Source organism: Pseudomonas sp. GV071, from assembly GCF_003050835.1.
Classification (GTDB): Bacteria; Pseudomonadota; Gammaproteobacteria; order Pseudomonadales; family Pseudomonadaceae; genus Aquipseudomonas.
Window position 1 is genome coordinate 297,186 of sequence record NZ_QAOJ01000003.1, and the last position, 24,397, is coordinate 321,582.

A 24,397-nucleotide genomic window follows, 5' to 3' on the forward strand; every position below is an offset into this window, starting at 1 on the left:
CCGGGCGACGCTATCTTGGCGAACTGCCGAGAACTTGCCAATAGCATGTTGGCGCGGCCGCTAGCTTACAACGGCGCCGCCGACACCTTGGCCGCCTGATTCGGTTTGTGGCCAAGCTGCTGCAGGGTGTCCAGACGGGCGCGAGCCCGGTAGGCGTATTCACTGGCGGGGTAACGGGCAATGATGAACTGGTAGGTCTGGGCGGCGTCGACAAACAGGTTCTCGCGTTCCAGGCACTGGCCGCGCAACAGCGAGATCTCCGGTTGCACGTAGCTGCGCGAGCGGCTTTTGCGCTCCGCCTGGGACAGCTCGAGCATGGCCTTGTCACAGTCGCCGGCGTTGTACTGCTTGTAGGCTTCGTCCAGGTGGTAATCCATCGACATACTGTTGCAGCCCACTGCACTCAGCGCCATGACCAAAATAAGCAAAATTCGCATAGGCATATCCTCCAATGAGGAGTGTATCGACAGGCGCCGGAAAAACTGCAGAGGTACGCAGCAGCATATCCTCCGATTGGAACTGTGGCAGCACCCTTGGTCCAGCGCCAGGGCGTGGCTAGACTGAGGCGGCGTAACGGCACAGCACAATAAGAACAAGGAACTCGGATGCCCATTCGCCCTTTGCTGCCCCTGCTCTACTGCGTATTGCTCAGCGCTTGCGCGCCCACCACACCGCTGTTTCTGGCCCAGGTCGGCACCCAGGAAGCCGCCGAGTCCAAAGAGCTGAAGAACAACCGCATGCTCGCCGCCATCGAAGACGAAGGCGACCTGCTGACCTACAGCGCCATGGCCATTCGCGACGGCACCAGCGCCAAGGCCGAAGCCACCTATATGAAAGGCTACGAGGATTCGCAGTTGAGCGACGAGGTGCGGGCCATTTCCCTGTACCAGATCGGCCTCATCTATATGAGCCGCTTCAACGACCAGCGCGACGACACCAAGGCCCTCAACACCTTCTACAAAGTGCGCAACGAGTTCGCCCAGACCCGCGCCGCACGCCGCAGTGAACAGCGCATCGGGCTGATCACCCAGCGCGCCAACGAACCGCTGCAGCAAACCGCCCGCGAGTTGCTGGCCAACTGGCAGCCGAGCCAGAGCCTCGACCTCAACAAACCCAGCCTGGACCCGGACATGACCCTGCTGTCGCGCCGCGCGGTACTCAAGGACCGGGTCAGCGACGCCGAAGAGTTGTACCGGGTGGCGCTGATGGATGCCGGGGTGGAACCGGCGATCAAGCACGAAGCCATGTACCAGGTGGCGCTGATGTACCTGGCCGCCGACAACCCGCACCCCAGCCGCGACAAGGCCATTGAATACCTGCGCCAGTTACTGGCCCAGCACCCGAGCGCCGAGTTGCAGGAAAAAGCCGCCCGCCATCTGGATACCGCGCTGAACATCACCACGCCTTGAGCACAGCGCTATAAAGGTGGGCAGAAGGTAGTGCAGCGGAACAATGACTACAGCGCACGGGCATAGTAGCCTCGGCTTCTGCTCGCCCTTTGGAGTCTTTTCGCATGACCTTTCGCCGCACCAAAATCGTCGCCACCCTCGGTCCAGCCAGCAACTCGCCTGAGGTTCTGGAACAACTGATTCTTGCCGGCGTCGATGTCTGCCGCCTGAACTTCTCCCACGGCACCCCCGACGAACACAAAGCGCGCGCCAACCTGGTTCGTGAAATCGCCGCCAAGCACGGCCGCTTCGTAGCGCTGCTCGGCGACCTGCAAGGGCCGAAGATCCGCATCGCCAAATTCGCTGACAAGCGCATCGAGCTCAAAGAAGGCGACAGCTTCCGTTTCTCCGTGACCCATCCGCGCGATGCCGGCACCCAGGAAGTGGTCGGCATCGACTACCCGGACCTGATCAAAGACTGCAAAACCGGTGACGAGCTGCTGCTCGACGACGGCCGTGTGGTGATGCTGGTGGAGTCCACCACCGCTGACGAACTGCACTGCCGCGTCCTGATCGGCGGCCCGCTGTCCGACCACAAGGGCATCAACCGCCGTGGTGGCGGCCTGACCGCACCGGCCCTGACCGCCAAAGACAAAGCCGACATCAAGCTGGCGGCGGAAATGGAGCTCGACTACCTGGCCGTGTCCTTCCCGCGTGATGCGGCGGACATGGAACTGGCCCGCCGTCTGCGCGACGAAGCTGGCGGTACCGCCTGGCTGGTGGCCAAAATCGAACGCGCCGAAGCGGTGGCCGACGACGAAACCCTCGATGGCCTGATCCGCGCCAGTGACGCGGTGATGGTTGCCCGTGGCGACCTCGGCGTGGAAATCGGCGACGCCGAGCTGGTGGGCATCCAGAAGAAAATCATCCTGCACGCCCGCCGTCTGAACAAAGCGGTGATCACCGCCACGCAGATGATGGAGTCGATGATCAGCAGCCCGATGCCGACCCGCGCCGAAGTCTCGGACGTGGCCAACGCCGCACTGGACTTCACCGATGCGGTGATGCTCTCGGCCGAAAGCGCCGCCGGCCTGTACCCGGTGGAAGCCGTGAAGGCCATGGCCCGCGTGTGCGTCGGTGCGGAAAAGCACCCGACCAACAAGCGCTCCAGCCACCGTCTGGGCCACACCTTTACCCGTTGCGATGAAAGCGTGGCCCTGGCGGCCATGTACACCGCCAACCACTTCCCCGGTGTGAAAGCGATCATCGCTTTGACCGAAAGTGGTTACAGCCCGCTGATCATGTCGCGCATCCGCTCGCAGGTGCCGATCTTCGCCTTCACCCCGCACCGCGAAACCCAGGCCCGGGTGGCCATGTTCCGTGGCGTCTACACCGTACCGTTCGACCCGGCAGCGCTGCCGGCGAACAAAATCAGTGAAGCGGCGATTGATGAGCTGGTGAAACGCGGCGTGGTGCAACCCGGCGACTGGGTGATCCTGACCAAGGGCGACAGCTACCACACCACCGGTGGCACCAACTCGATGAAGATCCTTCACGTCGGCGAACCACAGGTCTGATAACCCTGTGATGCCCTGCCCGCCGTGCCTTCACGGCGGGCAGGTATCAGGCGAGCCCTTCGAGGGTTTGCAGCAGCACCCGCACCTTGGTGATCGACTCGTTGTACTCGGACTGCCAGTCCGAGTCGGCGACGATGCCGCCCCCGCCCCAGCAGCTGACCTGAGCGTCCTTGATCAACAGGCTGCGGATAGCGATCGAGCTGTCCATCTCCCCGCGCACATCCACATACAGCAGTGAACCGCAGTAGATCGCCCGTTGGGTCGGCTCCAGTTCGTCGATGATCTGCATCGCGCGAATCTTCGGCGCGCCGGTAATCGAACCGCCGGGAAAACTCGCCGCCAGCACGTCCAGGGCATCCTTGCCGGGAGCCAGGGTGCCGGTGACGCTACTCACCAGGTGGTGCACGTTGGGGTAGCTTTCCAGCACAAACAGTTCCGGCACCCGCACCGAACCGGTGGCGCAACTGCGGCCCAGGTCGTTGCGCAGCAGGTCGACGATCATCAGGTTTTCCGCGCGGTCCTTGCTGCTGGCCAGCAGGTCGGCGGCCAGCGCCTGGTCTTCGGCCGGAGTCGAGCCGCGCGGCCGGGTGCCCTTGATCGGCCGGGTTTCCACCTGGCCCCGGTGCACACGCACAAAACGTTCGGGCGACAAACTCACCACCGCCTCGCCAGCGCCCAGCACCTGGTAGCCGGCAAACGGCGTCGGGCAGGCCACCCGCAAGGCCTGGTAGGCCGCCCAGGGCTCACCCTGACACGGCGCGCGAAAACGTTGGGCGAAGTTCACCTGGTAACAATCACCGGCCTGGATATAGCCCTGAATCCGCTCGAACGCCGCGCGGTACTGGGCCTCGCTGAGGTCCGCGGCAAAGTCTTGCTGCAGCCTGAACGGTTGTACCTCGGTGGCCGTGCCCTGCTCGAACAGGGCGATCAAGCGCTGGCGTTCCGTCTCAGCCAACGCCGGGTGAAACAGCAACTGCGAAGTGCCCAACTGGTGGTCGCTGATCAGCGCCCAACCGTAAAGGCCCAACTGCGCATCCGGCAGTTGCAGGTCATTCACCGCCTGAATCGGCATGGCCTCCAGACGGCGGCCGAAATCGTAACTGAGATACCCCATCAGCCCGCCGGCAAACGGCAACTCGCAGCCGTCCGGCAACTCCGCCGAACCCAACTGGGCCAGGGCCGCGCGCAGGCGCTGGATAAAGTCGTTGGCCGATTCGTCAGCAGCCGGCGCCAGCGCTGCCAATGGCCAAGCGCTCATAAGGTCATAGCGTGCACGCTGGGACAAAGGCCGACCGCCATCGAGCAACACCGCACCTGGCGCAGTGCGGATGTAGGAAAAGTACTCGGACGGATCTGAGCAATAGGGCAGCGGATGCAGCGAACAAGTAGGCATGGGCAGGGTCGAGCGGGCGCGGGCGCCGATTGTAGAGCGCTGCCAGCATTCATCCTAGAGCGCGTGAGTGGGTTTACTCGGAGATAGCGAGCTGATTAGTATGGATAGATCCCAAGGGTACGAAATTTCTTATCAGAATAATAATTTTCAAGGGATCCAGGTCATGGATGAAGTGCGAGATCCAGCCGCGGGTAGCCTCCTTCGCTCGAAGCTACGGCCACCGCAAGTACCTGCCGACTATTTGCCGCGCCCCCACGTGCAAGCCGCTCTGGCTGCCAACCCCCATGCGCGACTGATACTGCTGTCGGCACCGGCCGGCTTTGGCAAGACCACCGCCCTGGCCGCCATGGCTCAGGCGCATGCCGCCGCTGGTAATGCCGTGGCGTGGTTTTCCCTGAGCCCCGAAGACGACGACCCCTCACGGTTCTTCCAACAACTGATCGAAGCCCTGCGCGCCGCCCTTCCCGGCCTTGGCGACGACGCCCTCGGCTACCTGCAGAACACCATGCGGGTGCCGGCAGCGGCGTTGATGGAAAGCCTGCTGGCCGATCTCACCCAGCGCGAGCAGCCGCTACTGTTGGTGCTCGATGATCTGCACCTGGTGCAGGACGCCGAGCTGCTCGCCAGCCTCAACCGCCTGATCAAACTGGCCCCGGCCGGGTTTGTTCTGGCCATCGGCAGCCGCTCGACGCCGGCACTGAACCTGGCCACCTGGCGGGCCAAGGAAGTGCTGCTGGAAATCGGCGCGCCGGAACTGCGCATGAGCAAGGCGGAAACCCGCGAATACCTCGACCGCGGCGGCCTGCACCTGGACGACGTGGCGCTCAACGCCCTGCACGGCCACACCGAAGGCTGGGTAGTTGGCGTGCACCTGGCCAGCCTGTGGCTGCGCCACCAACCGCAAGCGTCCGAACAAATGGCGGAAATGGGCGGCGACCAGGTGGCGGTCGGCGACTACCTGCTGCGCAGCGTATTTGAGCAACTCTCTGCCGAGATGCAGGACGTACTGCTGGCCCTGGGCGTAGCCACCCAACTCAGTGGCGACCTGGCCAACGCCCTTACCGGGCGCCAGGACGGCCAGCAGTTGCTGGAAAAACTCGAAGCCATGCAGCTGTTCTTGCTGCCCCTGGACCGTGAACGGCAGTGGTACCGCTTCCATAACCTGTTCGCTGATTTCCTCCGCTCGCGCCTTAAAGAGCGCGACCCCGAGCGCCTCAGCCAACTGCATTTCAACGCCAGCCTGTGGTTCACCAACCACCACATGCAGAACCTGGCGATCGAACACGCGTGCCTGGCCGACGACCCGCAAATGCTCGCCGCGCTGGTGGACGGCTGTGGCCTGGAGCTGATCAACCGTGGCCAGCTCAACCTGATCTACCGTTGGCGCCAGCGCGTGCCCAACGACATTGCCGAGCGTTTTCCGGTGCTGGTGCTGGCCGATGTCTGGAGCCGCGCCGCCGAGTTGTCGCTGCCCGAAGCCAACGGCATGCTCGACGAGCTGCTGGCACGTTGGGGCAAGAACAAGTCCGAGGGCCCGCTCAGCGATAAAGTCCTGGCGATTCTGGCGATCAAGGCCGTGCTGGCCTTGCAGAAGGATGACCTCGACAGTTGCGTGGCCCTGGCGCGCAAGGTCGAAGCCCAGCTTGGCCAACACACTGCATTTCTCGAAGTGGCCATGCTGATCATCGGCGCCCTGGCCCTGGTGATGCTCGCCCAGCCCGACCAGGCGCGGCGTCTGCTGGCCCTGGCGCAGCAACGCAAACACTTCCTCGAAGGCCGCTACCTGGACATGCAACTGGCCAACGTCGAGATTCTGCTGTGCCTGGAACAAGGCCAGGTGAAGCAGGCGCAGCTGTTGTTCGATCAACTGCGCGCGCGGCTGATTCCCTGGTTCGGTGAGAAGTCGCGCGCGCTGGCGCTGCCGACCATCACCGAATCGCTGATCGCCTACCAGCAAGGGCGCTTTCCGGCCCTGGAAGAAAATCTCGGCTGGGCCCTGGCCACCGTCGATGTGATCAACCCCATCGACCTCTACGCCCAGGGCATGCTCAGCCTGGCGCGCACCCAGCGCATTCAGGAAAAACCCAAGGAGGCCCTGGCCACCTTGGTGTTGATGCAGAACCTGGCGGCGCGCAACCAGTCCTGGCGTTTTTATGCCCAGGCCGCCGGCGATGAGATCGCGCTGATTCTGCAAGAGCCGGCCACCGACCGGATCAAGCGCGCCGAGGCACGCTTCCAGAGCGTCGATTGGGCCAAGCTCGCGGCCAACTACAAAGCCATGAGCTTCAACCCCGTGCTGTGGGTGCAAGGCCTGACCCGCATCCGCCTGCAGCAGGCGCGCGCCCATTACAGCGAAGCGCTACATGAAATCACCCAACTGCGCGGCCAGTTGCAAACCGGCTGGCATGGCCTGCAGCGCCTGCGTCTGGACCTGCTGTCGGCGCTCAGTTACCAGCGCCTGGGCTACCAGGAGCGCGCGCAGTCGCTGCTGGTGCAGTGCCTGATCAGCGCCGAACGCGAAGGCGTGCGCAGCCTGTTTATTGAAGAAGGCGAAGGCATTCGCCTGCTGCTGCAGAACCTCGAAGCGGCGGAACGCCAACCGGCGCTGCAGGGCTTTATCCGCGGTTTGCTCGCGGTGTGGCCGGGGCAGGATGCGCGCAAGTCGTTGGAAGTGCTGGAAGAAGGCCTCACCGAGCGCGAGCGCGACGTGGTGCTGTTGGCCGCCAAGGGCATGTCCAACGAAGAGATCGGCCAGCAGCTGGCCCTGGCGTTGGGCACGGTGAAATGGCACCTGCATAACATTTACGAGAAGCTCAAAGTGCGCAACCGGACCCAAGCGATCCGCCGCGCCCGCGAGCTGGGGTTGCTGCAATGACGACGCCTATCACCAGTTCGTTGGCGCACCTGCCGACCTTGCCCTTGCTGCGCACCAAACTGTTTCCCGCCGATGCAGGCGGCCGCCCGCAACTGCTGCGCCAGGCCTTGCTCGAACGCCTGTACGCCTCGCGCTCGCAGCGCCTGGTGATTCTCAGCGCACCAGCAGGCTTCGGTAAAAGCACGGTGCTGGCGCAATACCGCCAGCGCCTGTTGAGCAGCAACGCGCGGGTGGCCTGGCTGTCTTGCGATGAAGCCGACAGCGAGCCGCAACGCCTGTTGCAGTACCTGGTGGCGGCCATCAATGCGGTGGCCCCAGGCTTTGGCAGCAACACCGCCGGCCTGTTGCAGGGCGATGTCAGCTGGCCGCAGGAGGCGCTGATCGATGCCTTTCTGGCCGATCTCAAGCGCCTGGAAGGCGAGGTTTACATCGTGCTCGACGACTTCCACCGCATTCGCCACGCGGCCATGGGCCCGGCGGTGCGTTACCTGATCGAACACCTGCCGACCACCGTGCACCTGCTGGCCAGCACCCGCTACCAGTCGCAGATTCTGGTCGAAGAACCGTCACTGAAACCCTGGACCCTGTGGCTGAAAGCCGAAGACCTGCGGCTGAGTTTCGATGAAACCGCGGCCTATTTCCGTGAGGTCAAACAGCTGGTGCTCAGCCGCGACGAGCTGAGCGTGCTGCACAACCGCAGCGAAGGCTGGATCACCGCCCTGCACCTGGCCGCCCTGGCACTCGCCCGCCACCCGGACCGCGCAGCGTTTCTCGCCGGGCTGTCGGGCACCGAGCGCAACATCGCCGACTATTTAGCCGAAGACGTGGTCGCCAGCCTGCCGGACAGCCTGCAACTGTTCCTCGACCAGACCTCGGTACTCGACGAGTTCAACGCCGAGCTGTGCAACGCCCTGACCGGCCGCCGTGACGGCCTGGACATGCTCGCGCGCTTGCAGACTGAGCAGCTGTTCATCATTCCCCTGGACGAACAGGGCGAATGGTTCCGCTACCACCACCTGTTCGCCGAATTCCTCCAGGGCCGCCTGGCCAAACATGGCGACCCCACTACCCTGCTGCATTCCGCCGCCCGCTGGTGTGAAAGCCATGAGCTGCCGGACCGCTCGATCAAGTACGCCCTGCGCGCCCGCGACTACACATTTGCCGCCGAATTGCTGGAGCGCCAAGGCGCCAAGCTGATCGCCAGCAACCGCGTGTACGGCATTCTGGCGATTCTCAAAAGCGTGCCCACCGACGTGATCCGCGAGCACCCGGTGTTCCAGATTTTCTATGCCTGGCAGCTGGCCTTCGAGCAAAAGTTCGCCGACGCCGAAGCGCTGATCGAAGAAGTCAGCACCCGCCTGCTGCAAGGGCGCGGGCAAACCCTGCACTTCGCCCTGGTGGAACTGTTGGCGGCGGCTCAAGTGCTCAAGGCGCTGGTGCTGCTCTATCAGGACAAACTCGAAGCCTGCCTGAAAGTCGCCAAGCACTGGCTCGGCATGGCCCCGGATAACCAACCGGTGTTTCGCGTCAGCCTGTCCTGTGTACAAGCGGCGGCCTATGCCCTGCTTGGCGAGTATGGTGAGGCGGCGAAATCCATCGCCCTGGCGCGCGACAACCTGCGCCAGACCGAAAGCGAATACCTGCACGCGATGACCAGCCTGATCGAGTCGCTGATCTGCAAGGAAAGCGGCGAACTGGAACGCGGCCGGGCATTGGCAGAGGCGGCGCGCAGCCGGGTGGAGCGAGTGTTTGGCCGCCGCAGCCGGGTCGGCGGGCCGCTGGCGCTGGCCTATGCCGACCTGCTGTATGAGCAGGACCGCCACGCGGCGATCCTCGCCGAACTGCCGTTGGCCACCACCTGGCGCGACGTCGCCACACCGACCGAATTGATCAGCCGCGGCAAGCTGGTGATGGCCCGCGCACGCTTCTTTGCCGGTGAACCGGAACAAGGCCTGGCCCAGCTGGATGAATGGCTGGGCGAGTTGCATGGCGCCGGTTACGAGCGGGTGTTTGCCCTGGGCATGAGCTGCAAGGTGCAGTTTCTGCTGTGGTTGCAGCGGCCCAATGAAGCCGAGCGCATTTGCCTGCAAATGCAACAGCACCTGGCGGTGTTGCCGGCCGGCCGCTACCTGGATGCGGAAACCGCCCTGGCACTTTCCGAAGGGCGCCTGGCGCTGTGCGAGCGGCGTGCCGACAAGGCGCAAGCGAGCCTGGAAGCCTGCCTGGCAAAACAGACCGCGGAGCACCAGCGTGACCGGCGGCTGCGTCTGTCGCTGTTACTTTCTGTGGCGTACTGGCGCAAAGGTAACAGCGAAAAAGCCTTCGCCCTGCTGCAGCCCACCCTCGAAGACGCGTGGAATAGCGGTTACCGGCGCATGTTCCTCGATGACGCGTTGTGGTTGCTGCCGCTCTACGACGCCTGGCGCGCCGCCGAGCCGAAACGCGCGGCGCCGTGGCAAGGGTTGGCCGAAGTGCTGCGCGAACAGTGCCGGCGCTTGTCCGTGGACCCGGAAAGTTTCAATGAGAATCAGGATGTTAGCCACCGCGAGCGAGAGATCCTGCGCTTCGTCGCGGCCGGTTTGTCCAACCGCGATATCGCCCAGGCGGTGCATTTGTCCGAAGCCACCATCAAGTGGCACCTGCATAACCTGTTCAACAAGTTGGGCGTGCGCAGCCGTACTCAGGCCGTGCTCAAAGGTAAGAGCATGGGGCTGCTCAGCGAGGCCTGAGCCAGAGCGTGTGGGGCAATGTGCTACCGCCGTTTGGCGCCTGGCCATCCTCCATCCCTTGGATGGGCTGGCAGCCGCTTCGTTGCTCAGTAGCTTTATCACAGGGCGGGAAGCATTCACGCTTCACGAATCCAGGTCTGTCGTCACCAGGATGGGCGCGACAGGCATGGGGATCGGCGCAAGTCGATCCAGTTGCCAGTAACAGGAGTGGCTGGCAACACCCGGGGATACCCACCTGTGATCTTGGAGATAAAAACAATGAAAAGCTTCAAACAACTCGCTCTTGCTGCAGCTGTACTGGCTGCCCCGTTCATGGCTCAGGCCGACCTGCGCGCAATGGATGATTCCGCGCTGTCGAGCGTCACCGGTCAGGACGGGATCAGCATCTCCGGCAACTTCGGCGGCAGCGTCGGTAACGTCAAGTACACCGACAACGACACCGGCGGCGGTAGCTTGAACATCACCAACGTAGGCTTCACCGGCTTCACCATTTCCGATGCCAACCCGCTGAAAATCGACGTGGTAACCACCTCCATCGGTGGTACCGATACTCAGCAACTGGCCATCAGCCTGCCAAACATGACCGGTACCGTGTCGGTTGGCGGCATTTACGTCGGCGGCACTTACGCCAACGGCGCCACCACTGGCGCGGCCAGCATCGGCTCGCTGGCGATCTCCGATATCAACATGGCGGGCACCACCGTCAAGGTATGGGGACACTGAGTTAGCAACACCCCTTGCTAACCCGAAGCCTTATCGGTTCGTGCCGGTAAGGCTTTTTCTCAGCCAGAAACATTCGAATAAGAGTCGCTAGACAAGGACCGAGCATGATCGAAATTCTTATCGGCAGCCTATTAGGCGTGTTCGGTTTTACCGAAGCGGTGGATACCAAACCGCCGCCCCAGGGCACCGTCAACCTGACCCAACAACTGACCCCGGGCATGCCCATGCGCGAGTCGGTGACGTTGGAGCCGATGAGCCAATTGCAGTTTCGCAACGTCATCCGTCAGGCCTACGACTACAGCTGTGGTTCGGCGGCGCTGACTTCCATGCTCGACTACTTCCTGGGTCGCAACCTGCAGGAACGTCAGGTGATGGAAGGGCTGTTGCGCTATGGCGAGGCCGACAAGATTGTCGAGCGGCGGGGCTTTTCCCTGCTGGATATGAAGCGGTTCGTCGCCGCCCTGGGTTACAAAAGCGGCGGTTTTCGTGCGGCGTTTTCCGACCTCGATGAACTGGAGCACCCGGCATTGGTGCCCATCGAGTACGCCGGCTTCAAACATTTTGTGGTGGTGCGCGACGTCTACAACGAGCACGTGTTCGTCGCCGACCCGGCACTGGGCAACATCAGTTTTACCCGTGCACGCTTCGAAGAGATCTGGGACCAGAACGTGTTGTTCGTGATCTATCCCAGCGGCCAGGAACCCCATAACGCGATGGCCCTGACCGAGAAAGACCTGCGTCTGGTGGACGACCGCACTGTCAGCCTGTTGGCGTTTCGCGAGTTTCCGCAGATCACCAAGTTCACCACGAACCAGGCCGACGAGCTGGGTTCGGGCGGCGATATCAAATACATCCGCCGCAAATAAATGCACCACGACTCACACCAACACGTACGGCAAGACCTGCCCGGCATAACAAGAAAATAACTGGGGATTGGCGTCATGGGGATTAAGGGATTGGCCTGCGTGGCCATGCTGACGCTCGCGGTGAGCGCACCTGCCTGGAGCGACGAGCCTTCGGTGGACGACGCCCGCGAGGCCTTGAGCAAAAAAGACGACGATGCCGACAGCTCCAAGGCTTTGGCCGAAGTGTTTCAGGCTGCCGAAAAGAGCTACACCCTGCTCAAGCAAGGTGAACGCACGCTGACCTATGGCTTCGACTATTCGCTGCTGCGCGACACCCAGATCACCACCTACCGCACCGGCAACAACGTCTACAGCGTGATTGGCGAGAGTGAAGCGCAACACACCTTCACTAACTCCTTCACCTTCGACTACGGCGTGTGGGACAACCTCACCTTCAGCATGCGCATCCCGTTGGTGGCCAAGTACGACACCGAGCGCGACCTCAATGTGTACAGCCTCGGCGACCTGTCGGCCAGCCTGCGCTGGCAGCCGTGGAGTTCGCACCGTGGCAAGCCTGTGACCACCCTCTACGGCACCCTCAGCCTGCCCACCGGCACCAGCCCTTACGAGATCAACCCGCAGAACGACCTGTCCACCGGCAACGGTTTCTACAGCATCGGTGGCGGGGCCAACGTGTCGTATGTGATCGACCCCGTGGTGCTGTTCGGCTCGGTTGGGTACACCTACAACGTGCCGGTGAATGTCGACCAGGAACGTGGCGGCCGCCACCTGGAGAAAGTTGACCCGGGTTCGAGCATGTCGATGAGCATGGGCTTTGCCTACGCGCTGTCCTACGACGTGTCGCTGTCCACCTCGTACCAGATGTCGCAAACCTTCAAACCGACCTACACCTTCTCCGACACCACCCTGGAGGGTAACGAGCAAACCAGTGCGCTGATGAACTTCTCCCTGGGGCTGCGCACCTCGCCCAATTACATCGTCAACATCAATGCCGGGTTCGGCATGACGGAAGACTCCCCCGACGTTTTGCTGGGGGTGTCGATGCCATTGGATATTCAAGGCCTGAAGGCCCAATAACCTACGAGCGAGTACCGTCATGACGATACGTATGTCGCCGCAGGTGTGGGCGATTTCAGGGATCTGCTGGCTTGCTGCCTGCCTGTGGGCCGGTTCGGCGCAGGCGCAACTGGCCAACGATCTGACCATCGGCAACCCCAAAGCCATGGCCATGGGCAACGCCGTGACCGCCGATTCCACTGGCATTGATGCCGTGCATTACAACCCCGCAGCACTGACCAAACTCAAGGGACGGCAGAGCACCATCAAGCTGATCAGTGGCGTGATGGATATCCGCGCCAAGTTCAAAGCACCGCCCAACTACGGCAGCAGCACCCTGGGTTTCAAGGACGACCCGGTGAAGGATTCCAGCAGCCGCACCCTGACCCCGGTGATGTACCTGCCCGGCATGGGCGGCATGACCGAACTGCCGGTGCTGATGGCGCCGCTGGCCGGGGTGTCGGTGAACCCGCCGGGCTCCAAGTTCACCTTCGCCACCAACATCTACGCCCCGATGGCGCTGGGCTATTCGCGCGACTCCGATGATGATCCGGGCCGCTACCAGGGGCGCAAGATTGCGCTGCAACGGATCACCTATTTCTCCCCCTCGGTCGGCTACCAGGCCAACGACACCCTGGCCCTGGGCCTGTCTGTCGGCTTCTCGCACCAGGCCATGGCGCTGAACCAGGATTTTCGTAACCCCGGCATGCTCACCGGGGTGGTGCGCCTGCTCAACGAGGCGATCTGCCAACCGGGGCTGGGCGACATGATCGGGCCGCTGATCAACGTCTGCGGCGGCAAGATCGGCCCGTTCGACTCGCTGGCCAACATGGACCTGGACCTGCAACAAAGCCTGTCGCCGACCTACAACCTCGGCGTGCTGTGGGAACCCACCGACTGGTTCGCCTGGGGCGCCACCTACCAGAGCGAGGCGCGCATGCACCTGCAGGGCAAATACCGCATCGACTATTCGCAGCAGTGGCAGGGCTTCTGGTCCGGGTTGCAGAGCTCGGTGTTCGGCCAGGTGCTGAGCCCATTGTTCCCCTATGGCAACGTCGATGAAGAGCGCGGCAATGCCTCGCTGAACATGGTGTTCCCGGACAACTTCAACACCGGCATCAAGTTGCGCCCCTTCGATAAATGGACGTTCAACTTCGACGCCAAGTGGAGCGATTACAGCGACTGGAACAAATTCGAAATCGAGTTCGACCGCGAGCTCGACCTGCTGCGCATCGCCAAGATCTTCGGCGCTGGCAATGCCACCGACCACTCGATCATTCTTGATCGCGGTTATCAGGACACCTGGAGTTTCGCCGTCGGCACCCAGTACGACGTCACCGACCGCCTGGCCCTGCGCGCCGGCTACGAATACCGCCCCTCGGCCATCCCCAAGGACAAGGCCGACGTACTCGCGCCGATTGGCGACGCCAACCTCTATGGCCTGGGTTTCGGCTACCGCTGGGACAAGGACACCACCATCGATTTCGGCTTCAACTACTTCGTGTCCAAGCAGACCATTCCGGCGGGCACCAGCTGCAACGTCAACTGCACCGGCATCGACAACCTGGTGTACAACCCGTACGCCGACCTCGACATCAAAACCACGGTGAAGGCCTACATCATGGCCCTCACCTACACCTCGACCTTCTGAGGCCCGGCCATGCAGCGCACCTTTTTACTGTCACTGCTCCTGTTCAGCGCCGCCACGCACGCGGCGCCTGGCCGCTACCTGACCTGGGTCGACGACCAGGGCCGGGTGCACAACACCTTCGTCGACAACCACTACAGCGAACAACAACGCCAGGCCGCCAAGCGCATCACCCAGAGCGATCAGGAACGCATGAACCAGGGCGCCAACCCGACCTGGCCGAGCGAGAAAAACAACGGCGAGAGCAAGCGCCGTTACTTCACCTGGGTGGACGCCAGCGGCAACCTGCAGAACAGTTTTTATGCCGGTGCCCAAGTGGCCGGCAGCAAGGCCGACAACCTGCTCGCCAACGGCGAGCACTCGCGCGACTACATCGACTCCGACGTGCTGGAGGGGCGCAATTTCGCCCGCCCGGAAAACGGCAGTCCGTATTACACCTGGGTCGACGAACAAGGCCGCATGCACAACTCCAACCTGCCCGGCCAGGGCCGTGCCGAGGCACCCGCAGCGCCGTCGAACGTGCGTTACAGCGAGGGCCGGCAGATCGAGTTCGGCAATAAGGGCGCGATGCTGCCCGCACTCGACGGCCAACCCACGGCCGCCATGCAGGCGCTGCTCGCCGGCAGCCAGGGCAATGACAGCGAAGGCCTGTACCAGAACCTGGCGCAGCAGTGTTGCGGGCAACTGGCCGACAGCGACTTCACCGAGCTGTCCAGCGAGGAGCCGCGTTACGAAGAGCTCAACCGTTTTTCGCCGAGCTTCAATTTCCCCATGGGCCGCAGCTACTACGTGGCGATGAAACTGCCAGCCGCCGGCCGCACCTATGGCCTGCGGGTGCGCAGTTTTGCCAACAAGAAGGTGGTGTATCCCTCACTGCTGTTCCTCGACGAGGCCAAGCGCCCGACCCGCCTGGTGAGCGACGCGGTGTATCAGTTGCACGGCGAAACCTGGTACCGCTACGCCTTTATCGAAGGCACCGTACCGGTGAAAGCCGCCGAGGGTGAGCGCTACGTGTTGCTGCTGACCACCGACGAAGACAAACACCTGCAAACCCTGGACAACAAACCGTTCAAACGCCCCCTGCAAGACCTCGCGTTGGACGAGGCCGGCATGCAGGCCCACGCCCATACCGATGAGGGTGGGTTTGAATTGGCGATTGTCCGGTAGGCGTGTGGCGGCTTCAGGCGAACTTGCTGAAGTCTGGCTTGCGCCGCTGCATAAAGGCCGATAGCGCTTCGATGGCTTCCGGTGAACGCAGGCGCTGGTTGAACAACGCGCCCTCATCGGCAATCACCTGGCGCAGCTGTTCGCGGCCAGGGCCCTGCATCAACCCTTTGCTGACCTCCACCGCCTTGGGCGGCAGGTGCAGGAAACGCTTGGCCATTTCCTTGGCTTTGGCCAGGGTGGCTGCACCATTTTCCAAGGCCTGATTGGCAATGCCCCAGGCGGCGGCTTGCTCGCCCGTGAACGCCTCGCCGAGCAGCAACAGCTCGGCGGCTTTGGCGTGGCCGAGCATCTGCGGCAGGATCAGACTGGAGCCATATTCCGGACACAGCCCCAGGGCCACGAATGGCATCTTCAGGGTGGCGTCCTGGCTGACGTAGACCAGGTCGCAGTGCAGCAGCAGGGTGGTGCCGATGCCCACGGCCGGACCCGCCACAGCGGCGACCACTGGCTTCTTCAATTCGAACAGCGCCTGCATGAACGAGAACACCGGGCTGTCCATGCCAGTCGGGGGTTCCTGGAGAAAGTCGGCGATATCGTTGCCACTGGTGAAGCAGCTGTCGCCACCGCAAATCAGCACGGCACGCACGCTCGGGTCGGCGTCGGCTTGCAGCAGAACCTCGGCCATGCGGCTGTACATGGCGCGGGTGAGCGCGTTCTTTTTATCCAGACGGTTCAGGCGCAGGGTCAGCAGACCCTCTTCGCGCTCGACCACTACGTATTCGCTCATGACCATCCTCAACCAGGCGGGTTATGCGTGGGGCAGAAACAGGTCGGCGAACATTTGATTGCGCGGCAGACCTGCCAGGTAGAGCCGGCGCGAGAAGGTTTCGATACTCGCGGGCTGGCCGCAGAGTAAGGCTTGGGTTTGCCGCGAAACAAGGCGTAGTTCGGCCAAAGCGGCAGGCAACTCGGCCGCTTCCACCAGCTCGATTTGCAGCTGCGGATGGCCGGCCGCCAAAGCCTGCAACTCCGTCGCCAGGTAGTGTTCGCTGCTGTGCGCGGCCACGTGCCAGAGGCGGATATTGCCGTGGTGATCCTGGCGCAACGCTTCGCGCACCAGGCCATACAACGGCGCCAGGCCGGTACCGGAGCCCATCAGCAATAACGGCCGTTGCTGCCAGTCGGGGTCGTAGTGCAAGGCGCCGCCGCGCAGCTCGCCAAGGCGCAGGCTGTCTCCAGCTTTGAACTGGCGCGCGGCGTCGCAAAAGGCACCGCTGTGGCGGCAGTCGATATGAAATTCCAGCCACGGGTCTTCGCCCGCCAGGCTGGCCAGTGAATACGGGCGGGCGATGCCGGAAGCCGTCCATAACAGCAGGTGCTGGCCAGCGCGATAACGCAGCGGGCGTTCGGGCAGCAGGCGCAAACGCAATACGTTGGGGCTCGGCCAATCGACGCTGGCGACGGTCGCCGGCAGGCCGTCGCGAAGCGGGTCGAAGACTTCCACTGTGAGGTCGTCGACCACCCTGCACTGGCAGGCCAGGCGCCAACCCTGCTCACGTTGCGCGGCGGCCAGAGCGTCGGGTTTGTCGTCCAGCGGCTCGCCGCGCACGCAGCGCACCATGCACGCATGGCAACTGCCCGCGCGGCAGCTATAGGGCACGGCAACGCCGGCCGCGAGCAAGGCATCCAGCAGATTACTTCCAGGGTTCAGCGCAACCACCTGGCCGGCGACACTCAGCTCAGGCACCACTGCCCTCCCAGGCCGCGTGGCAGCAATTGCGCCCACTGTGCTTGGCCCGGTACAGCGCCTGGTCGGCGCGGTGCAGGGCTTCGTCAAGGTCGTCACCGGTGGTCAGCAGGGTCATGCCGGCGGACAGGCTGATGTTCTCCACCTTCACCCCCACCGGCTCGGCGCAGGCAAAGGCTTCGCGCAGGCGCTCGCAGCAGGCGGTGAGCTGATCGGCATCGGTGTTGGGCAGCATCAACACGAACTCTTCGCCGCCGTAACGGGCCAGCACATCACCGTCGCGCAGGCAGGCCTGGGCCACGGTGGCGAAGGTTTGCAGCACGCGGTCACCGCTGGCGTGGCCGTGTTGGTCGTTGATCCGTTTGAAATGATCGAGGTCGATCAGCGCCAGGCCGTGCTGCATGTCCGGGCGCAGGCTGGCCAGCTCACGGGCGGCCAGGCGCAGAAAGTGACGGCGGTTGAACAGGCCGGTGAGTTCGTCGGTGGCCACCAGGTCTTCAAGCTGACGCATCATGCCGCGCAGGGTGTCCTGGTGCGCTTGCAAGGCAAAACGCCGTTGGCGCATGCGCTGGCGCAGGGCCTGTACGTAACCGGCGAACAGGCTGAGCCAGACCAGCATCACCGCCAGAACCCCGACTTGCAGAGCGGCGAGCGTTGGGTTGGGCAGGCGCATCTGGTAGGCGTCCCACAAGTTGACGCAGGCAAAGCCGAAGAACGCCAGGGCCGCGCAGCGGGCAAACACCCGTGGGGCCAGTTGGAATACGCCGAACAGCAGAATCAATAGATAGAGCACCAGCATGGTGCCGCGGGCGCTTTCCAAGTGGTACATCAGGTAGGTGAGCAGGCTCAGGGCGACAATCACCTGAGGCTCGGTAAGGCTGGGGTCGTTAAAACGCAGGTTGATGCCGCTGATGAAGATGCCGAAGAACGCCAGTTGGCTGAAGATCACCAAACCGCCGCACAGCAGTGCGGTAGTCAGTTCAGCCTGGTACAAACCGGACATCACCAGCACCACAAACAGTAGCAACGCCAGGCCATAGGTGCCCGCAGCCATGCCGAAACGCTTCAGCAGCAGGCTTTGTAGGGCTTTCTGTGTCCCCTTCTTTTTTGCGCTGCTCATGGGCTCCGTCCCGTACTGGCATCGTGCCGTCACTGTACCTAGGTGCTAGCAAAAAACCTAGTACGCTCGTTCGTGCGTTAATCGACCAAGGTCTATCGTCAGCGGGTGCGCCAAGCGCGCGCCGCGCGTTATACTGCCGCGCCTTTTTTGCCTTACCGAGCCTGCCGGGCCTACGCCCCGCGCGCTTAGATGTTCCCGTGTTTATAGAGGAGCGCGCTGCATGACCGTGATCAAGCAAGACGACCTGATTCAGAGCGTCGCCGACGCCTTACAGTTCATATCTTATTACCACCCCGTGGACTTCATCCAAGCCATGCACGAGGCCTACCTGCGCGAAGAATCGCCAGCCGCCCGTGACTCCATGGCGCAGATTCTGATCAACTCGCGCATGTGTGCCACCGGCCACCGCCCGATCTGCCAGGACACCGGTATCGTTACCGTGTTCGTGCGCGTGGGCATGGACGTGCGCTGGGACGGCGCCACCATGGGCCTGGACGACATGATCAACGAAGGCGTCCGTCGCGCCTACAACCTGCCGGAAAACGTCCTGCGCGCATCGATCCTCGCCGACCCGGCAGGCGCGCGCAAAAACACCAAGGACAACACCCCGGCGGTCATCCACTACTCCATCGTCCCGGGTAACACCGTGGAAGTGGACGTGGCGGCCAAAGGCGGCGGCTCCGAGAACAAATCGAAGATGGCCATGCTCAACCCGTCCGACTCTATCGTCGACTGGGTGCTGAAAACCGTACCGACCATGGGCGCTGGCTGGTGCCCACCGGGCATGCTCGGCATTGGCATCGGCGGCACCGCCGAGAAAGCTGCGGTAATGGCCAAGGAAGTGTTGATGGAGTCCATCGACATCCACGAACTCAAAGCCCGCGGCCCGCAGAACAAGCTGGAAGAAATGCGCCTGGAGCTGTTCGAGAAGGTCAACCAACTGGGCATCGGCGCCCAGGGCCTGGGTGGCCTGACCACCGTGCTCGACGTGAAGATCATGGACTACCCGACCCACGCCGCATCCTTGCCGGTGTGCATGATCCCCAACTGCGCCGCCACCCGTCACGCCCACTTCGTGCTCGACGGTTCCGGCCCGGCCTCGCTGGAAGCGCCACCCTTGGACGCCTACCCGGAAATCGTCTGGGAAGCCGGCCCGTCGGCCCGTCGAGTCAACCTCGACACCCTGACCCCGGAAGACGTGCAGAGCTGGCAGCCGGGCGAAACCGTGTTGCTCAACGGCAAAATGCTCACCGGCCGCGACGCTGCGCACAAGCGCATGGTGGAAATGCTCAATAAAGGCGAAAGCCTGCCGGTCGACCTCAAAGGTCGCTTCATCTATTACGTCGGCCCGGTTGACCCGGTCGGTGACGAAGTGGTCGGCCCGGCCGGCCCGACCACCGCCACGCGGATGGACAAGTTCACCCGCCAGATCCTCGAGCAGACCGGCTTGCTGGGCATGATCGGCAAGTCCGAACGTGGCCCGATTGCCATCGAAGCGATCAAGGACAACAAAGCCGTGTACCTGATGGCTGTCGGCGGCGCCGCTTACCTGGTGGCGCAGGCGATCAAGAAGTCCAAGGTGCTGGCCTTCGCCGAACTGGGGATGGAAGCCATCTACGAGTTCGAAGTGAAGGACATGCCGGTCACGGTAGCGGTCGACACCAAGGGCGAGTCGGTGCACATCACTGGCCCGGCCATCTGGCAGAAGAAGATCAGCGACAGCCTGGCGGTTGAAATCTAAACGCCACGAAATCGCGGTAAAAAATACCCGGCCATGAGCCGGGTATTTTTTTGACGCCAGAAATATGTGAGAAAAGCGACAAGGACAATGTCATACACGACACCATGGCGAATGGCTTACAAACGGTAGTGGCAGGCTGACATCCCCCCCAGTAAGATCGCCTCCACGGAAATGACGGAATATGCGTACAAACCCCCGGGGCAGGAACCCGGATCGCTACGGATGGTTGTAAACGCTTTGCTGCCTGAGTGCAGACAACCCGAACCATCAAAGAGCGATTTGTATGACCAGCAATAGTCGTTTTGCGTCCCTCGTTGCAGCCGTAGCACTGACCCTCATTGGCGCTCAAGCCCAGGCAGGGCAAGCCTCCGGCAATCTGGCCATCGGTATCACCATCACCTCCAGCTGCGCGCTCAGCAGCGGAGCGAGCGGCCAATCGTTCCACGTCGAAAACCACAATTGCGATGGCATCAACAGCTTCCGTGTTGACCGTGAAAGCAATGGCGTGCGCACCGAAGCCCCTCTGCAGACCAACGCCAGCAGCGACGTGAAAGGCTCCGAAGCCACCCCTACCGTGGTAACCCTGTACTGGTGATTGTCCTACAAAAGTAGGTTAAACACGCCTCCGTGTAAGTCTTGTCCTACAATGCGTGAGCGATAGGCTTACAGACTAACCGGGTAGTACATTCTTTATTCCAAGCAGTAGCGGTCAAAAACATCGCGGCTAAAGCCCCTCCTACCTGGCCGTCGCACTCTGTAGAAGCGGCTTCAGCCGCGATTCCTGCAAACTTCGTCTCTCCCACTACGACCGATTGGCCACCAAGGTCAGCGGTGCCCGCTTGTCCTGTGGCTGGGCCAGATAGCGGCAGCAGCTCACGCGCAGAAACGAGGCAAAGTTCACCACTTCGCCGCGGTAATCCATCACTTCCTCGTACAGCTTGCTGATCAACTGGTTGGTGGTCATGCCATCCACCGCAGCGATTTCGGAAAGAATGTCCCAGAACTGGTTTTCCAGGCGCAGGGTGGTCACCACCCCACAGATGCGCAGGGAGCGCGAGCGTGACTCGTAGAGAATCGGGTCGGCTTTGACGTACAGCTCGCACATGGGCGCAGCTCCTTGATCGAGGGCGCAACGCCGCGCTTTGGCCACGGCGTTGGTCAGGCTGGCAGCTTACAGGGTGATCTGGGTGCCCAACAGCAGGAGGAAACCCGCCAGCCAGTTCGGGTGGGCAGGCCAAGCCGGCGCGGTAACCAGGTTGCCTTCGATATGGGCGTGGTCCACGGCAATTTCCACAAAGGTACCGCCGGCCAGTTTCACTTCCGGGGCGCAGGCCGGGTAAGCGCTGCACTCACGGCCTTTGAGAATGCCAGCGGCAGCCAGCAATTGCGCACCATGGCAGACGGCGGCAATCGGTTTGCCGGCTTTGTCGAAAGCTTTCACCAGGTCCAGCACCTTCTTGTTCAGGCGCAGGTATTCGGGGGAGCGACCGCCTGGCACCACCAGACCGTCGTAATCCTTGGCCTTGACCTTGGCGAAGTCGAAGTTCAGGCCGAAGTTGTGGCCCGGCTTTTCGCTATAGGTCTGGTCGCCTTCGAAGTCATGAATGGCGGTACGCACGCTTTGCCCGGCGGTCTTGTCCGGGCACACGGCGTGGACGGTGTGGCCGACCATCTGCAGCGCCTGAAACGGCACCATCACTTCGTAGTCTTCAACGTAATCGCCAACCAGCATGAGGATCTTTTTCGCGGCCATTGGGGTCTCTCCAGGCAGATGAATAGGGGCGCGAGTCAGTATTGCCGCGCAGCCTACAGGGCAGGTAATAGGCTAGTACTACCTGCTCAAAGCGCCCTTACAACCCCAACGCACCCCAGAACCCCGGTTCCTCCTCCCTTTCGCCATCGGCCGCGAAGCGTTGCGGCGGCTGGAACTCATGGGTGGCGCCGATTTCTTTCTCCGCCAGGCTGGCCGGCACCAATTGCAGCGGACCGTCGCCCAGGGTGGGCGTGCCTTCGGCCAGTGGCGGCGGATTGAGTTCGTCGTAGCGCAGGTAATAGGTGCCGCCGGCGCCGACATCCAGGTTGAAACCGGCGATCCGGTTGAAGTCGAACATGCCATCGGCCAGCGCGGTCCAGAACGAACCGAACAGCGGCCGACGCATTTCCAGCGGGTAGCTGGCCACGTCCAGCTCCAACACCAGGTAGCTATTACTGGGCAGGCTGGCGATCAGGTTTTTATTGAGGAACAGGCCGGGGGCTTCGATCTCCTGATCGGCCCAGTCGCTTTGCGGGCGATACAAATAAACCAGCGCGTGGTCTTCATCGTTCAGCGGATGCGGGGTGAACAGCGGGCCGTCATTGGTATCGAGAAATGCGCCGGGGGAGGAACAGCCGGCCAGGCACAGCAACAGGAAAACAACGAGTGGGTGATGTCGGCTCAAGCGCGCATTCCTCTTATGGTTATGCGGCTGAGGATAGCGGCGACCGCGATGGAGAACACCCGACAAAAGGCTGGGATCACCGCTTGCAGGAATAGAGGCTTCAGCCTCGATAGGTCCTGGTCATTTACGCCGATCCAGCAGGTTCACCACTAACCGATCCAGCCACCCCCACAAGCGCTGCTGCACGCGTTTCCACAACGGCCGCGACTTCCACAATTCCAGGGTAATTTCCTTGCTTTGGGCAAAGTCATTTCTGAAGCTCTGCACCACCGCCTCAGTCAACGGCGGCTCCACGGCTTCGAGGTTGGCTTCCAGGTTGAAGCGCAAATTCCAGTGGTCGAAGTTGCACGAGCCGATGCTGGTCCAGTCGTCCACCAGGACCATTTTCAGGTGCAGAAAACACGGTTGGTACTCGAAGATCTTTACCCCTGAGCGCAACAGCCGCGGGTAGTAACGCTGGCCGGCGAAACGCACGGGCGGGTTGTCGGTTTGCCGGCCGGTGAGCAGCAGTTGCACGTCGACGCCGCGCTGCGCGGCCTTGCGCAGCGAGCGGCGGACTTTCCAGCTCGGCAGAAAATACGGGGTCGCCAACCAGATACGTCGCTGCGCGCTGTTCAAGGCGCGCACCAACGACTGGACGATATCGCGGTGCTGCATGGCATTGGCATAAGCCACTCGCCCCAGCCCGTCGCCTTGTCCTGGCAGCACCGGCAGGCGTTGCCGAAGGCCGGGCCTGAACGGCAACCAGGCACGGTTCTGCGGGTTGGCCAGCCACTGCTGCTCGAACAGGTGCTGCCAGTCCTGTACCAGCGGCCCGGTGATTTCCACCATCACTTCGTGCCAGGCGCTGTGGTCGTCTCCCGGGGTCCAAAAGGCATCGGTCACCCCGGTACCGCCGACAAAGGCCACCTGCCCATCCACCAGCAGCAGCTTGCGGTGGTCGCGGTACAGATTGCGCTGCCAGCGCCAGATCTTGATCGGGTTGTAGAAGCGCAACTCGATACCGGCCTGCACCAGTTTCTCGCGGTCGACCAGGGAAAACGCCGAGCTGCCAAAGCCGTCGAACAGGCAGCGCACCTGCACCCCACGTTCAGCGGCAGCGCACAGCACTTGCACCAGCAGGTCGACGCAGGCGCCGGACTCCACCAGGTACAGCTCCAGTTCCACCTGGCGCTGGGCGCCGGTGATGCACTCGAACATGCGCGGAAAAAACTGCGGGCCGTCCACCAGCAATTCAAAGCCATTGCCGCTACGCCACGGATAAATTCGCCCCGGCATCAACCCTGCTTCCTGTGCATGTGGCCCACGATCAACTCCTTACTGCGGCACGGCTAACGTGAGGTAAAAATCAGCACGGCGCCCACCGGCACCGACCAACTGATGGTGGAAACACTGGCCAACTTGCGCAGCGCTTCGAGGCCGTCGCTGAGGTCGAAGTCCTCCACCTGCAGCACCAGCGGCGCCAGGGTCACCACTTGAAAACGTTGTTCATCCAGACGCGTCACCAGCAGCTCGGCGCTATAGCTCTGCTGCCGGCCATGCAGTTCGACCGTCAACGGCAGGCGCAATTCCAACTGCGCGCCGGGGGCCAAGGTGGTGATCGGGCCAAGGTCGAGCTGGGCGTTGACCAACGCTTCGGGGAACTGCTCGGTATTGAACAGCAACGTGCGTAAACGTTCATCGCGCAGTGGAATACCGGTGCTGGCGGAGTCCAGTTCTACCCGCAGGTTGGCCGTGCCGTCGTCGTCGATCTGGCCATGCAGTGTGAGAAAACGGTGCACCTCGGACAGCTTGCCGCCCTTGGTGGAAATGAACGACAGGCGCGAGGACTCGTTGTCCAGGTACCAGCTGGCGTGTGCCGTCGGCACGGCCAAGGCGAGAAGAAAGGTCAACAGCTTGAACATTCGGGCTCCGGGAAACTGACTCAGG

Annotated in this window: 21 protein-coding genes; 11 read left to right on the forward strand and 10 right to left on the reverse strand. The window is 62.6% G+C overall.

Going from position 1 to position 24,397, the window contains the following annotated elements; all coding sequences use genetic code 11:
• Nucleotides 1-65 precede the first annotated feature (65 nt).
• Nucleotides 66-437 (reverse strand): tol-pal system YbgF family protein, encoded by a 372-nt coding sequence (locus tag C8K61_RS07925; protein WP_108095681.1) that lies wholly within the window; start codon nt 435-437, stop codon nt 66-68.
• A gap of 168 nt (nt 438-605) precedes the next feature.
• Between C8K61_RS07925 and C8K61_RS07930 the strand changes: the two genes are divergently transcribed.
• Together C8K61_RS07930 and pyk are read left to right on the forward strand one after the other, a co-directional pair.
• Entirely contained in the window at nt 606-1,409 is an 804-nt protein-coding gene (locus C8K61_RS07930; RefSeq protein WP_108095682.1) for a tetratricopeptide repeat protein, read from the forward strand.
• Between the two features lie 104 nt (nt 1,410-1,513).
• Nucleotides 1,514-2,965, forward strand: a complete 1,452-nt coding sequence (gene pyk / locus C8K61_RS07935) for a pyruvate kinase (RefSeq protein WP_108095683.1) — start codon at nt 1,514-1,516, stop codon at nt 2,963-2,965.
• Between the two features lie 46 nt (nt 2,966-3,011).
• On the opposite strand, the gene pabB is transcribed toward pyk, so the two are convergent.
• On the reverse strand, nt 3,012-4,358 hold the full coding sequence (gene pabB, locus C8K61_RS07940; protein ID WP_108095684.1) for an aminodeoxychorismate synthase component I: 1,347 nt from the start codon (nt 4,356-4,358) through the stop codon (nt 3,012-3,014).
• 163 nt (nt 4,359-4,521) lie between these two features.
• Here pabB and C8K61_RS07945 point away from each other — a divergent pair, with 163 nt between their 5' ends.
• From C8K61_RS07945 to C8K61_RS07975, 7 genes are all read left to right on the forward strand, one after another.
• A complete protein-coding gene (locus C8K61_RS07945; RefSeq protein WP_108095685.1) occupies nt 4,522-7,233 on the forward strand; it encodes a LuxR C-terminal-related transcriptional regulator in 2,712 nt (903 codons plus the stop codon).
• Nucleotides 7,230-9,962 (forward strand): LuxR C-terminal-related transcriptional regulator, encoded by a 2,733-nt coding sequence (locus tag C8K61_RS07950; RefSeq protein WP_108095686.1) that lies wholly within the window; start codon nt 7,230-7,232, stop codon nt 9,960-9,962. The genes C8K61_RS07945 and C8K61_RS07950 overlap by 4 nt, the downstream gene beginning before the upstream one ends.
• A gap of 258 nt (nt 9,963-10,220) precedes the next feature.
• Nucleotides 10,221-10,685: a DUF6160 family protein gene (locus C8K61_RS07955; protein ID WP_108095687.1), complete on the forward strand. Its 465-nt coding sequence runs from the start codon at nt 10,221-10,223 to the stop codon at nt 10,683-10,685.
• 104 nt (nt 10,686-10,789) lie between these two features.
• The gene (locus C8K61_RS07960; RefSeq protein WP_108095688.1) at nt 10,790-11,551 is read left to right on the forward strand and encodes a C39 family peptidase; all 762 of its coding nucleotides are present in this window, start codon (nt 10,790-10,792) and stop codon (nt 11,549-11,551) included.
• A 75-nt stretch (nt 11,552-11,626) separates the two neighbouring features.
• A complete protein-coding gene (locus C8K61_RS07965; RefSeq protein ID WP_108095689.1) occupies nt 11,627-12,628 on the forward strand; it encodes a transporter in 1,002 nt (333 codons plus the stop codon).
• A 19-nt stretch (nt 12,629-12,647) separates the two neighbouring features.
• A complete protein-coding gene (locus C8K61_RS07970) occupies nt 12,648-14,258 on the forward strand; it encodes an outer membrane protein transport protein (RefSeq protein WP_178086434.1) in 1,611 nt (536 codons plus the stop codon).
• Between the two features lie 9 nt (nt 14,259-14,267).
• Complete coding sequence (locus C8K61_RS07975; protein ID WP_108095690.1) at nt 14,268-15,422, forward strand: MalM family protein; 1,155 nt, start codon at nt 14,268-14,270, stop codon at nt 15,420-15,422.
• Nucleotides 15,423-15,435: 13 nt separating this feature from the next.
• Here the strand turns inward: C8K61_RS07975 and C8K61_RS07980 are convergent, their stop codons facing one another.
• From C8K61_RS07980 to C8K61_RS07990, 3 genes are read right to left on the reverse strand one after another with little or no spacing between them, the layout of a single operon-like run.
• A complete protein-coding gene (locus C8K61_RS07980) occupies nt 15,436-16,209 on the reverse strand; it encodes an enoyl-CoA hydratase-related protein (protein WP_108095691.1) in 774 nt (257 codons plus the stop codon).
• 21 nt (nt 16,210-16,230) lie between these two features.
• Entirely contained in the window at nt 16,231-17,169 is a 939-nt protein-coding gene (locus C8K61_RS07985) for an iron-sulfur-binding ferredoxin reductase (protein WP_108095692.1), read from the reverse strand.
• Nucleotides 17,162-18,289, reverse strand: a complete 1,128-nt coding sequence (locus C8K61_RS07990) for a GGDEF domain-containing protein (RefSeq protein ID WP_108095693.1) — start codon at nt 18,287-18,289, stop codon at nt 17,162-17,164. Before C8K61_RS07990 ends, C8K61_RS07985 begins: the two co-directional genes overlap by 8 nt.
• A gap of 220 nt (nt 18,290-18,509) precedes the next feature.
• Between C8K61_RS07990 and C8K61_RS07995 the strand changes: the two genes are divergently transcribed.
• Both C8K61_RS07995 and C8K61_RS08000 read left to right on the forward strand, forming a co-directional pair.
• Nucleotides 18,510-20,030, forward strand: a complete 1,521-nt coding sequence (locus tag C8K61_RS07995) for a fumarate hydratase (protein ID WP_108095694.1) — start codon at nt 18,510-18,512, stop codon at nt 20,028-20,030.
• A gap of 283 nt (nt 20,031-20,313) precedes the next feature.
• Nucleotides 20,314-20,625, forward strand: a complete 312-nt coding sequence (locus C8K61_RS08000) for a hypothetical protein (RefSeq protein WP_108095695.1) — start codon at nt 20,314-20,316, stop codon at nt 20,623-20,625.
• 207 nt (nt 20,626-20,832) lie between these two features.
• On the opposite strand, the gene C8K61_RS08005 is transcribed toward C8K61_RS08000, so the two are convergent.
• The 5 genes from C8K61_RS08005 to C8K61_RS08025 form a co-directional block, all read right to left on the reverse strand.
• Nucleotides 20,833-21,135: a ribbon-helix-helix domain-containing protein gene (locus tag C8K61_RS08005; RefSeq protein ID WP_108095696.1), complete on the reverse strand. Its 303-nt coding sequence runs from the start codon at nt 21,133-21,135 to the stop codon at nt 20,833-20,835.
• A gap of 66 nt (nt 21,136-21,201) precedes the next feature.
• Entirely contained in the window at nt 21,202-21,783 is a 582-nt protein-coding gene (locus C8K61_RS08010; RefSeq protein ID WP_108095697.1) for a DJ-1/PfpI family protein, read from the reverse strand.
• 97 nt (nt 21,784-21,880) lie between these two features.
• Nucleotides 21,881-22,468: a DUF2846 domain-containing protein gene (locus C8K61_RS08015; protein ID WP_108095698.1), complete on the reverse strand. Its 588-nt coding sequence runs from the start codon at nt 22,466-22,468 to the stop codon at nt 21,881-21,883.
• A gap of 120 nt (nt 22,469-22,588) precedes the next feature.
• Complete coding sequence (locus C8K61_RS08020) at nt 22,589-23,746, reverse strand: phosphatidylserine/phosphatidylglycerophosphate/cardiolipin synthase family protein (protein WP_108095699.1); 1,158 nt, start codon at nt 23,744-23,746, stop codon at nt 22,589-22,591.
• A 53-nt stretch (nt 23,747-23,799) separates the two neighbouring features.
• The gene (locus tag C8K61_RS08025) at nt 23,800-24,372 is read right to left on the reverse strand and encodes a YceI family protein (RefSeq protein WP_108095700.1); all 573 of its coding nucleotides are present in this window, start codon (nt 24,370-24,372) and stop codon (nt 23,800-23,802) included.
• Nucleotides 24,373-24,397 lie beyond the last annotated feature (25 nt).

Coding starts and splice junctions, on each gene's coding strand:
- C8K61_RS08000 (WP_108095695.1), top strand. CDS start 20,314: ATGACCAGCAATAGTCGTTTTGCGTCCCTCGTTGCAGCCGTAGCACTG.
- C8K61_RS07960 (WP_108095688.1), top strand. CDS start 10,790: ATGATCGAAATTCTTATCGGCAGCCTATTAGGCGTGTTCGGTTTTACC.
- C8K61_RS07975 (WP_108095690.1), top strand. CDS start 14,268: ATGCAGCGCACCTTTTTACTGTCACTGCTCCTGTTCAGCGCCGCCACG.
- C8K61_RS08020 (WP_108095699.1), bottom strand. CDS start 23,746: ATGCCGGGGCGAATTTATCCGTGGCGTAGCGGCAATGGCTTTGAATTG.
- C8K61_RS07970 (WP_178086434.1), top strand. CDS start 12,648: ATGACGATACGTATGTCGCCGCAGGTGTGGGCGATTTCAGGGATCTGC.
- pyk (WP_108095683.1), top strand. CDS start 1,514: ATGACCTTTCGCCGCACCAAAATCGTCGCCACCCTCGGTCCAGCCAGC.
- C8K61_RS07995 (WP_108095694.1), top strand. CDS start 18,510: ATGACCGTGATCAAGCAAGACGACCTGATTCAGAGCGTCGCCGACGCC.
- C8K61_RS07925 (WP_108095681.1), bottom strand. CDS start 437: ATGCGAATTTTGCTTATTTTGGTCATGGCGCTGAGTGCAGTGGGCTGC.
- C8K61_RS07945 (WP_108095685.1), top strand. CDS start 4,522: ATGGATGAAGTGCGAGATCCAGCCGCGGGTAGCCTCCTTCGCTCGAAG.
- C8K61_RS08025 (WP_108095700.1), bottom strand. CDS start 24,372: ATGTTCAAGCTGTTGACCTTTCTTCTCGCCTTGGCCGTGCCGACGGCA.
- C8K61_RS08010 (WP_108095697.1), bottom strand. CDS start 21,783: ATGGCCGCGAAAAAGATCCTCATGCTGGTTGGCGATTACGTTGAAGAC.
- C8K61_RS07950 (WP_108095686.1), top strand. CDS start 7,230: ATGACGACGCCTATCACCAGTTCGTTGGCGCACCTGCCGACCTTGCCC.
- C8K61_RS07980 (WP_108095691.1), bottom strand. CDS start 16,209: ATGAGCGAATACGTAGTGGTCGAGCGCGAAGAGGGTCTGCTGACCCTG.
- C8K61_RS07955 (WP_108095687.1), top strand. CDS start 10,221: ATGAAAAGCTTCAAACAACTCGCTCTTGCTGCAGCTGTACTGGCTGCC.
- C8K61_RS07965 (WP_108095689.1), top strand. CDS start 11,627: ATGGGGATTAAGGGATTGGCCTGCGTGGCCATGCTGACGCTCGCGGTG.
- pabB (WP_108095684.1), bottom strand. CDS start 4,358: ATGCCTACTTGTTCGCTGCATCCGCTGCCCTATTGCTCAGATCCGTCC.
- C8K61_RS07990 (WP_108095693.1), bottom strand. CDS start 18,289: ATGAGCAGCGCAAAAAAGAAGGGGACACAGAAAGCCCTACAAAGCCTG.
- C8K61_RS07930 (WP_108095682.1), top strand. CDS start 606: ATGCCCATTCGCCCTTTGCTGCCCCTGCTCTACTGCGTATTGCTCAGC.
- C8K61_RS08005 (WP_108095696.1), bottom strand. CDS start 21,135: ATGTGCGAGCTGTACGTCAAAGCCGACCCGATTCTCTACGAGTCACGC.